Below are 9,049 nucleotides of genomic sequence, written 5' to 3'. Positions count from 1 at the left end.
CGCTCGATCTGGGTCTGGTCGATGGTGGCGCTGACCTCTATCGCGTGGCTGTGTGCCCATTGGTCGATGAGCGCTGCTGCGACGGTGGCCAAGGTCTGGTTCTGGCGGATCCGTCGTGGCTGGTCGAGTTCTTTCCACGCCGTGATCCGTTCGAGTCGGTACATCCGTGGCACTCGGGCACAGTCGGCAACGAGATACCAGATGCCGGCCTTGGCGAGCAGCCCGTAGGGATCCACGACCACGTCACGTGGGCATGGCTCGCGTGGACTGTCGTACACGATCCGTAGCCGGCGACCTCGTCGCACCGATCCGATCAGCGAAGCCGGAGTCGTGCCGGAAGCTCGCGACTGGAGCCAGGGACGGCTGTCCACGTGCACGACATCGGTGAGCGGCAGGAGCTCATGAACTCGACGTGATTGTGTAGCGGCGATCTTGGCGAGCGCGCGCCGGCTCTCGACCGATGCGTCGAGCTCCGTGCGCTGCTTCTCATCAAGCCCGATGAGCGAGAGATGATCACGCTCGCCAGGCGTGAGCCGCGTGAGGTCGAGCCCGGACCCGGGCAGCATGGCCACGCCGCCGAGGCGGCCCCGGTGCGCGGTCACCGGCAGACCGGCGTCGCGGAGCCAGTTCAGGTCCCGGGTGATGGTTCGAAGGGAAACCCCGAGCGCCGAGGCAAGTTCCTGTGTGGTCGCGCCATCCCTCGATTCGAGAAGCAGCATCAGGGCGAAGAAACGGTCCGGGGTCACCCACCAAGTTTCTCAAGAAATTGCGACATGATGCGGCGCATATTCCGGCCAGGCTGGTGGATGCGTACCTACGACCAGCGAGAAGGAACAACCATGACCACATCCGTCGTGTCCATCGTCTACGTGAACGACGCGCCCGCCGCGGCTCGTTTCTACGGCGATCTCCTCGGCATGAGCCCTTCGTTCGAGACTTCGGGATACATCACCTTCGACCTCGGGCCTGGCGCTGAGCTCGCTCTGTGGTCCGGCCAGTTCGAGGATCTGTCGCCTGGCGTCCCGCGTACCAGTGAGGTTTGCCTGGCCATCGAAGGTGGACGACCCGACGAGATCAACACGATCTTCAATCAGTGGCAGTCCAAGGGCGTCACGATCCTGCACGAACCGCACGATGCGGGGTTCGGCCTGACCTTCCTCGCAGCCGACCCTGACGGGAACCGTATCCGGGTCGCACCGAAAGACTAAAAGTGCACAATGCGGCAGGCGCGCACGTCAGGTGTCGCGCCTGCCGTTGTCTGCCTTCGAGAGGGCGACGAGTGCCCACGTCGGCGGTGCACTTCTCGGAGGTGTACACCTGCGGGCTACCGCGACGCCCTGATCGCGGCAAATCCGGATGCCGTCACCGTCGACGGCCGCTGCCGGTGGTAGAGCATGACGCCCTTCCAGAGTCTGCGGCGGGATGCCCTTGACCATGCTCGACGATGACGCACATGATGGCCGTCCCAAGCTGCAGGTCATCGTCGTACTCGTCGAGCGTCCACACCTGCGACCCCGCGCGAAGCCGTTGCATATCCATCCGCCACTGAGCCCGTCTCGCCAAGGGGGCGCGCAAGGCGCTCGGCCGGCAGCGTCGCCTCTACCTCTTCGATGGGGCTGGTTGGTTCAGAGCTCGTTCTGTTCCTGGAAGTCGACGATGGCTTCGCCGTTGTCTCGGGCCCAATCGGTCAGGACCTTGATCGGCTCGACCAGGGTCTGCCCGAGTTGGGTGAGGCTGTACTCGACGCGTGGGGGCGCCTCGGCGTAGGCGTGGCGTTCGACCAGGCCGTATGCCTGCAGGCGGCGCAGGGTCTGGGTGAGGACCTTGTGGGAGATGCCGCCGATAAGTTGGGCCAGGTCGCCGGGGCGCCGGGGTTGCAGGCTGAGCGCGAACAGCACGATCACCGCCCACTTCTCGGCGATGATCTCGACGGCCAGGCGGGTGGGGCAGTCGGCGAGGAAGACCTGGCCGGGGGCGTTGTGCACAAGGTCAAAAGGTACCAGCGGGTTCCTATCGGCTCCGTAGCGTTTCCCGGTGAAGCCCATCAGGAGCACAAGGAGCCATCCATGCCACGAGTAGTCGTGTTCGACGAGACCGGCGGTCCGGACGTTCTGCGCGTCGTCGACGAGCCGGTCGTCGAGCCCGCAGCCGGCGAGGTACGCGTACGGATCGAGGCCTTCGCCGTCAACCCGCTCGACCAGATGGTCCGGGCCGGGCAGTCCCCGCGGCCCGTGCAGTTGCCGCACGCGCGGTTGGGCGTCGAGGGGACCGGTGTGATCGACGCGCTCGGGTCCGGGGTGACCGGGCTGGCCGTCGGCGACCCGGTCATCCTCGGTGCGATACCCGACTTCGAGACCAGGGGCGCGTACGCTGAGTACACCACGCTGCTGGCCGACCGGGTGGTGCCACGACCCGCCGGGCTGGAGCCCGTCGGTGCGGCGGCGCTCTGGGTGTCGTACTTCACCGCCTACGGCGCGCTGGTTGAGAGGGCCGGGATGCGGCCCGGGGACCAGGTCCTGATCACCGCGGCGTCGGGCGGTGTCGGGCGGGCCGCGATCCAGATCGCCAACCAGATCGGCGCCGTGCCGATCGCGGTCACCCGGCAGAGCGCCAAGGTGGAGAGCCTGTTGGTCGCCGGAGCCGCCGCGGTGATCGCCACCGACCGGGAGGACATCGGGGAGGCCACCCGGCGGCACACCGGTGGGGTGGGCGCCGACATCATCCTGGACGCCGTCATGGGCCCGGGCCTGGCCGAGCTGTCGCTGGCCGCGAAGCTCGGCGGCACCTTGGCCACGGTGGGCTGGCTGGACCCGCGGCCAGCGTCGTTCCCGGCGAATCCGTCGCTGACCATCTATCGCTACATGAGTTTCGCGGACATGGTCGACCCGGTGACCGCCCTGCGCGTCGCCGCGTTCCTGGCCGCCGGTGTCCGCACTGGCGTGCTGCAGCCGGCGGTGGACCGGGTGTTCGCGTTGGACGACATCGTCGAGGCGCACCGGTACCTGGAGAAGGGAACGCCGGCGGGCAAGATCGTGGTGACGCCGTAGTCGTCGGCGAGGCGCCGTAGGCGCCAGCCTGTTCGTCGGCCTGGCCGGCACCGCCTGAGGTCCGCGAGATTGCGCCCGTCCCGACCGCCGCGTGTTCGGCGGCGGTCGGGACGCCGCTCCGTGACGGCAGCCCTTGTCCTTTCGCCGGCAAGCTGTGCGATGAGCGAGCATGCGGCTGTTGTCAGTGCCGACAAGGGTGTTCGGTGATGCGTCGCGGGGTGTGCGGAACGCTCAGCCGAGTGGTATGCCCGCTCGTCGCAGGAGTTCCTGCAGGAGTTCCTCCGGCAGGTCAGGGTGGCGGGCCGCTGCGGCGCGGACGTCGAGCGACGGATCGTGGATCTGTCGCCGTAGTTCGTCAGGCGTCGGCGTTGGGGGTGGGGTGACTGCGGCGGTGAGTGCGGTGTCGGGGTCGTGGGCGAGTCTGGCCCGCTGCTCGTCGGTCAGGCGTTGCGAGTAGTAGGCGAGCCAGCGGTGGCCGGGCTGCTGCGACCGGGTCAACTGATCAATGACGGTGTCGGGGATTCGTGGATTTCGTGCCAGTACGGCTCTGCGCCAGCCGGTCCACGTCAGCAGCATCTCGACCAGGACATCGACGGGCACGCGATCACCGTTGCGCTCCGCGAGTATCAACCGGACGGCGTAGTCCTCGTCGGCGGCCAGGTGTTCGACGACCTCGGCTGCAAGCCCCGGCATGCCGGCCACGGTCCGGCGATAAACGACGTGACGCGACCGGGCGTACCGAGCAACCTGTTCGCGATCATGCGCTGTGCCCACAACCAGTCCACCGGGTACGTCCGTGTGCTGGGATCGACGTGGTAGTCGATGGCGTCGAGGACGTCCATCGGGACGTTGGGTCGGTGAATCAGCGCCCAGCGCACACTGGGGTCCCGGTCGGCGGCCAGGATGTCGAGCAGATCCCGCGAAAGATCCGGGTTCGCCGTGACCGCCCGACGTACGTGAGGATCGTCGTCGGACACCAGCGGCCGAGCCAGTTCGGCGCTCAGTGGCATTCGCTTGATGGCTTCGAGCGGTTCTTCTCGTCGCGGAGCAGGTCGGGAATCAACCGGGCCGGGGGCCGGAACCGGTCGCTCGTCAGAGCAGCCCGGCGGGTCGTGGCATCGCCGTGGGCGACCATCCGTTGGTATGCCGCCAGCGCTTCGGCGTCCTGGCCGTACTGCAGCAAGACCCGGTCGTGCAGACGTGCGTGCCGAGCAAGGTCCCATTTGATGTGGTCAGGCACGTCGGAGCTGTGCAGAAGCTCGTCCTGGATAAGCCTGTCCTCGTCGCGGGCGAGGATGGTGTACGCCTCGTCCGGCGTGTAGCGGGCCAGTTCCGGACCATGTAATGGAACATCAACCTCTTCCGGCCGGATGACCACGTACAGGCGTACGCGCCGGTCCGGATCGGCGGCGAGCCTGATGATCACCTCGTCCGGGAGATAGGTGCAGATGGCCAGCTCACGCCGAACCTCCGGATGTGGGCTGACGGATAGCACGGTGGCAAGCGGCAGCGACATCGCCGCGTAGCGCCGGGCCTTGATCAGGGCCAGTTGGATCTGTTCATCGTGGGACTCGGCCAGGCGCAGCAACAGACCCTCAGGGACGGAGGGGTTTGCGGCGAGGGCGGGTGCGATCCAGCCGTACTCGGTCACGTTGAGGCAGTTTAGGAACCATAAGCACGGCCGCACGACGGCCGTATCACCGAATGTTCTTCGCCCGGATCCGGGTCATACTGGAGGCGGACCGCCATTTCGCGGCAGCCGCCCCAGCACCACCCATGAGTACGGCAGCCACGGCCACGGCCGCCAGCGGCCCTCGGCGTAACAGAGGCCACCGCTACCCCGGGCTCGGTCACCGCCGGTGACAGGCGCGCCGGCCGTTGCGCGCCGGTAGCGGCAGATGCGGATGCCGGAGACGTTGTGGAGACCGGCGGTGGTGGAAGCTATTGTCGCCCCGTGACTGATCATGGTTTCCTGTGCCGTTGCTGCGGTGAACGGCACGGTGGCCTGCCGTTCGCCTACGGCCCAGAAGCCCCGGAGCCCTGGCACGACAGCCTGGCCGGCGACGCGAGCAGCGCCCTGGAGCAGGACTATTGCATCATCCAAGCCGAGCACTTCTTCATGCGCGGCCGCCTGGTGATCCCGGTCCACGACGCTGACCAGGACTTCGCCTGGACGGTGTGGGTCTCGCTGAGCAGACAGAGCTTCTCGCGCTCGCTGGACCTGTGGACAACGCCGGGCCGCGAGCAGGAACCGCCGTATTTCGGCTGGCTGTGCACCGAACTGCCGGTGTACCCCGTGACCACCCTCCATCTGAAAACGCACGTGCACACGCAGCCGGTCGGCTCCAGACCGCTCATCGAGCTGGAGGCCACCGACCATCCGCTCGCCGTGGAGCAGCGCACTGGCATCACCGTCGACCGGGTCCAGCAGTTCGCCGAACTGCTGCTCCACCCCTCGAACTGACGCGAACCAGCACCTGCGCGCGCCCGGCTTCGACGCGCGCGTATCGCGGCATGAGCGGGCAGTCGTTCAAGTTTTGGTTCTCCGTACGACACGTCCATGAGGCCGAGGATGCCACCGACCACCGTCGCCATCATGAGGATGCCTACCAGAGCGAAGACCCCACCTATGATCCGGACAAAGATGACGTGGTCGTGCTGGTCCATTGATGCGGCAGGCGCTGCTGTCCTACCCCTACCGAGCGGGCCGACTGCTCGGCGCGCCGAGCGAACGCTACTGCGAACCCTCGGTAGTTCACCGCGAGCGCGCCGGCGCTTCCGAAGACGAGAAATCCGAGGCAGAGCGCGGCTATCGGCCCCACGATGTCAATGCTGACATGATGCACCGCCACCGGTCAGGCCCACGAGGAGGAGCGCCGGACATCGCGCTCACCGAGCGCCACCTCTGCCGCTGCATGAGGCCGACATATGGCGGATCCGCTATCGGTTCCACGGCTCGATCCGGCCGCCGCGGACCTGCGCGGCCAGCTCTTCGAGCGCGCTGACCCACGCCGCGATGGTGCTCGGGCGCCGCGGTTGCAGCACCCGCTCAGCCGACTCCTGGCGGACGCGGCCGGTGCCGCCGTCGCGCTGCAGCCGAGCCTCGGTGGTCCGCATCTCGTACGCGCGCTGGCGGCCGTCGGTCGTCCGAAGTCGATCCAGCGCTTGCGACGGCGAGCCGGGCGGGAGCCCGCGAGCCAGCACTCGCCCTCGGCGCCCCAGCCCTGTGACCTCACGGGCCAGGATCGGCGGGACGGCGAGCATCGGCGGTCACCGGGCGCAGTCCGTCGATCATGAACGCCAGCAGGCGGTCGCCCTGCTCGTCGGGGACCTGTTCGCGGACCCAGGCAGCCGCGTTGATGAGCGCAAACATGTCCGCGGCGCCGGCCTCGGCCCGTACGAGACCCGCCGCGCGCGCTCGATCGAGCAGCCGCTCGCCAGCGGCGGTCATCTGCTGGCACGCCCGGTACAGCGGAGAATTTTCGTCCTTCAGGCAGCTCAGCAGTGAGGTGGCCAGGCCTCGATATGCGGACATGTGCGCCGCGGTCGCGCGGGCCCACCGGGCAAGGGCGTCGCCGGGCGACGGGTGCGTGAGCAACTCCTCGGCGGTGGCGACGAGCCGGTCGATGCTCTCGTGGAGCATCGCTTCGAGCAGCGCCTGCCGGGTCGGAAAGTGCCCGTACAGCGTGCCGATCGACACCCCGGCACGGCGCGCGATCTCCTCCAGCGACGCCTCCGTGCCCCGTTCCCGGAAGGCGACCTCCGCCTGCGCGAGCAGCCGTTCGTAGTTGCGGCGGGCGTCGGCACGCATTCGGCGTTGGGGCGTGTTCGCAGCGTTCACGGTGACCCTCTTGATAAGTCGAGGTAGCCTCAATATATTACCGAGGCAGCCTCAGTTTAGCCGACCACGAGGGACCTCCATGTCGACCAGGGCCACCGCGCCTACCGGCACGGCACCCGCGCCGGGCGCATCCACATCCCGGCGTGGTGCCGTCCTGGCGAGCATCGCCGCCTGCCAGTTGATGGTGGTGCTGGACAGCACCGTCGTGTACGTGGCGTTCCCCAAGATCCAGGCCGACCTCGGCTTCACCGCAAGCGGCCTGTCGTGGGTGGTCAACTCGTACGCGCTGGCCTTTGGTGGTCTGCTGCTTCTGGGCGGGCGGGCCGGTGACATCCTCGGCCAGTGCTGGGTCTTCGTCACCGGCATCGCCGTGTTCGGCCTGGCCTCACTCGTCGGTGGCCTCGCCACCGCGGAGTGGTCCCTGCTAGCCGCCCGTACGGCGCAGGGTGTGGGCGCCGCGCTCGCCGCACCCAGCGCGCTCGCCCTCATCCCGGCGAACTTCGAGGAGGGCCCCGCACGTACCCGGGCGGTCGGGGTCTACACGGCGGTCACGGCGTCAGGGACGGCGCTGGGCCTGATCCTCGGCGGCGTGCTGAGCGACTGGGCATCGTGGCGGTGGGTTCTGCTCATCAACGTGCCGATCGCGGTCGCGGTGGTGGTCGTTGCTTCGGTCGTCGTCCGGGAAACGCCGCGCCGGGCCGGTCACTTCGACATCGCGGGCGCGCTCACCTCGACCGCCGGCATGATCGTCCTGGTCTACGGGCTGACCCGAGCCTCCACCGACGGCTGGGGTGATTCGGTCGTCGTGACCGCCCTGGCGGGCGCGGTGGCGCTGCTCGGGACGTTCCTCGTGGTGGAGGTCCGCGTCCGGCAGCCGATCGTCCCGCTGCGACTGTTCGCCGACCGGGCGCGCGCCAGCGCGTTGGTGACGATGCTGCTCTTCCCGGCGGCCATGTTCGGCATGTTCTTCTTCCTGACCCAGTTCCTGCAACAGACGCACGGCTACGGCGCGCTGCGGACCGGGTTCGCGGTCCTGCCGATGACGATCCTGATTCCCGCCTCATCCGCGCTCGCGGTTCGGCTTCTGCCCCGCGTTGGTGTTCCGAGGCTGGCGGCCGCGGGCGGTGTGGTGACCACCGCCGGCATGGTCTGGCTCGCGCAGATCTCGCGGGACTCCGGGTACGCCGAAGGCATCCTCGGCCCGGTGCTGCTCTTCGGCGCTGGCGCGGGACTCGTCTTCGCGCCGCTGACCACGTCGATCCTTTCCCGGGTCGAGCCGGCCGAGTCCGGCGCGGCGGCCAGCCTGCTCAACACGATGCAGCTGGTGGGCGGCGCGCTCGGGCTGGCCGTGCTGGTCACCGTCGCGACGTCGGCGAGCGCGCCAATCGACGGGATGTCGCGGGCGTTCTGGGTCGCCAGCGCGTTGACGGCCACGGCCGTCGTGCTGACGTTGGTCAACCGGCGCCCGACCCCGGCGGCGTGACCGGATGTGCTCCGTGCTCCGTGCTCCGCGCCACCACGCGCGTCCCACTCGCCGTCGCCCGCGAACCGGCCGGGGCCTCCCGCCGGGTGTGGTGCAACGGCGCGCACGACCGAGGCCCGGGACGAACGTTGTCCGGCGCCCGAAAAACGAGCGGAGCCGGGCCACGACAGTTCGATTAGATCATTACCTGCGGCCCGCCGCGTGGCCCGCAACATGGATAAGAAGGAGTAGACGATGCCGATCGCCACGGTGCGAGGCGTGACTATGGACTGCGCCGATCCCCGGGCTCTGGCCCGGTTTTACCAAGAGCTGACAGGCATGCAGCTCGGGTACAACGCCGACGAGTTCGTCGCCCTGACCGGCGGTTCCGGCTGCGACCTGGGCTTCCAACGGGTAGACGGATACCGGGCCCCACGGTGGCCAGGTCAGGACGTGCCGCAGCAGTTCCACCTCGACCTCCGCGTGGAGGACCTTGACGCCGCGGAGAACCTGGCGCTGGGGCTCGGCGCGGTCAGGCCGGACCACCAGCCGGGCGGCGACCGGTGGCGGGTGCTGCTGGACCCGGCCGGTCACCCGTTCTGCCTGACGTCGGCGAGTGCGTGCTCGGCGTCGAACACGTGCTGGATCGCGGTCATGCGTCGCAATCCAGACCACACGGCCTATTCGGCGCGATCACGG

At 68.6% G+C, this 9,049-nt stretch carries 12 protein-coding genes; 6 read left to right on the top strand and 6 right to left on the bottom strand.

Translation table 11 applies throughout. The features are described from left to right. Positions 1–746 (bottom strand): WYL domain-containing protein (locus tag AB0K00_RS57195; RefSeq protein WP_363540028.1); only part of this gene is annotated, 746 nt, incomplete at its 3' end. 93 nt (positions 747–839) lie between these two features. Between AB0K00_RS57195 and AB0K00_RS57190 the strand changes: the two genes are divergently transcribed. Next, positions 840–1,208: a VOC family protein gene (locus AB0K00_RS57190; RefSeq protein WP_363540026.1), complete on the top strand. Its 369-nt coding sequence runs from the start codon at positions 840–842 to the stop codon at positions 1,206–1,208. 417 nt (positions 1,209–1,625) lie between these two features. Here the strand turns inward: AB0K00_RS57190 and AB0K00_RS57185 are convergent, their stop codons facing one another. Further along, positions 1,626–1,985, bottom strand: coding sequence for a helix-turn-helix domain-containing protein (locus AB0K00_RS57185; RefSeq protein ID WP_363540024.1), 360 nt, complete (start codon positions 1,983–1,985; stop codon positions 1,626–1,628). 81 nt (positions 1,986–2,066) lie between these two features. On the opposite strand from AB0K00_RS57185, the gene AB0K00_RS57180 reads away from it, so the two are divergent. Beyond that, positions 2,067–3,047 (top strand): zinc-dependent alcohol dehydrogenase family protein, encoded by a 981-nt coding sequence (locus AB0K00_RS57180; RefSeq protein ID WP_363540022.1) that lies wholly within the window; start codon positions 2,067–2,069, stop codon positions 3,045–3,047. A 231-nt stretch (positions 3,048–3,278) separates the two neighbouring features. On the opposite strand, the gene AB0K00_RS57175 is transcribed toward AB0K00_RS57180, so the two are convergent. Together AB0K00_RS57175 and AB0K00_RS57170 are read right to left on the bottom strand one after the other, a co-directional pair. Next, positions 3,279–3,740, bottom strand: coding sequence for a hypothetical protein (locus AB0K00_RS57175; protein ID WP_363540020.1), 462 nt, complete (start codon positions 3,738–3,740; stop codon positions 3,279–3,281). Positions 3,741–4,047: 307 nt separating this feature from the next. Then, entirely contained in the window at positions 4,048–4,698 is a 651-nt protein-coding gene (locus tag AB0K00_RS57170) for a hypothetical protein (protein ID WP_363540019.1), read from the bottom strand. 303 nt (positions 4,699–5,001) lie between these two features. Here AB0K00_RS57170 and AB0K00_RS57165 point away from each other — a divergent pair, with 303 nt between their 5' ends. Further along, entirely contained in the window at positions 5,002–5,511 is a 510-nt protein-coding gene (locus AB0K00_RS57165) for a DUF2199 domain-containing protein (protein ID WP_363540017.1), read from the top strand. Between the two features lie 50 nt (positions 5,512–5,561). Continuing rightward, entirely contained in the window at positions 5,562–5,717 is a 156-nt protein-coding gene (locus AB0K00_RS57160) for a hypothetical protein (protein ID WP_363540015.1), read from the top strand. A 270-nt stretch (positions 5,718–5,987) separates the two neighbouring features. Here the strand turns inward: AB0K00_RS57160 and AB0K00_RS57155 are convergent, their stop codons facing one another. Together AB0K00_RS57155 and AB0K00_RS57150 are read right to left on the bottom strand one after the other, a co-directional pair. After that, entirely contained in the window at positions 5,988–6,164 is a 177-nt protein-coding gene (locus tag AB0K00_RS57155) for a hypothetical protein (protein ID WP_363540013.1), read from the bottom strand. 115 nt (positions 6,165–6,279) lie between these two features. After that, entirely contained in the window at positions 6,280–6,888 is a 609-nt protein-coding gene (locus AB0K00_RS57150) for a helix-turn-helix domain-containing protein (RefSeq protein ID WP_363540011.1), read from the bottom strand. Between the two features lie 79 nt (positions 6,889–6,967). Between AB0K00_RS57150 and AB0K00_RS57145 the strand changes: the two genes are divergently transcribed. After that, positions 6,968–8,371: an MFS transporter gene (locus tag AB0K00_RS57145; protein WP_363540009.1), complete on the top strand. Its 1,404-nt coding sequence runs from the start codon at positions 6,968–6,970 to the stop codon at positions 8,369–8,371. A gap of 234 nt (positions 8,372–8,605) precedes the next feature. Continuing rightward, the coding region (locus AB0K00_RS57140) for a VOC family protein (RefSeq protein WP_363540007.1) at positions 8,606–9,049 on the top strand (444 nt) is incomplete at its 3' end.

The organism is Dactylosporangium sp. NPDC049525 (assembly GCF_040676755.1).
In the GTDB taxonomy this organism is placed as follows: domain Bacteria; phylum Actinomycetota; class Actinomycetes; order Mycobacteriales; family Micromonosporaceae; genus Dactylosporangium.
The sequence above is the reverse complement of the archived record's forward strand: the minus strand, read 5'-3'. Positions and strand labels throughout refer to the sequence as shown.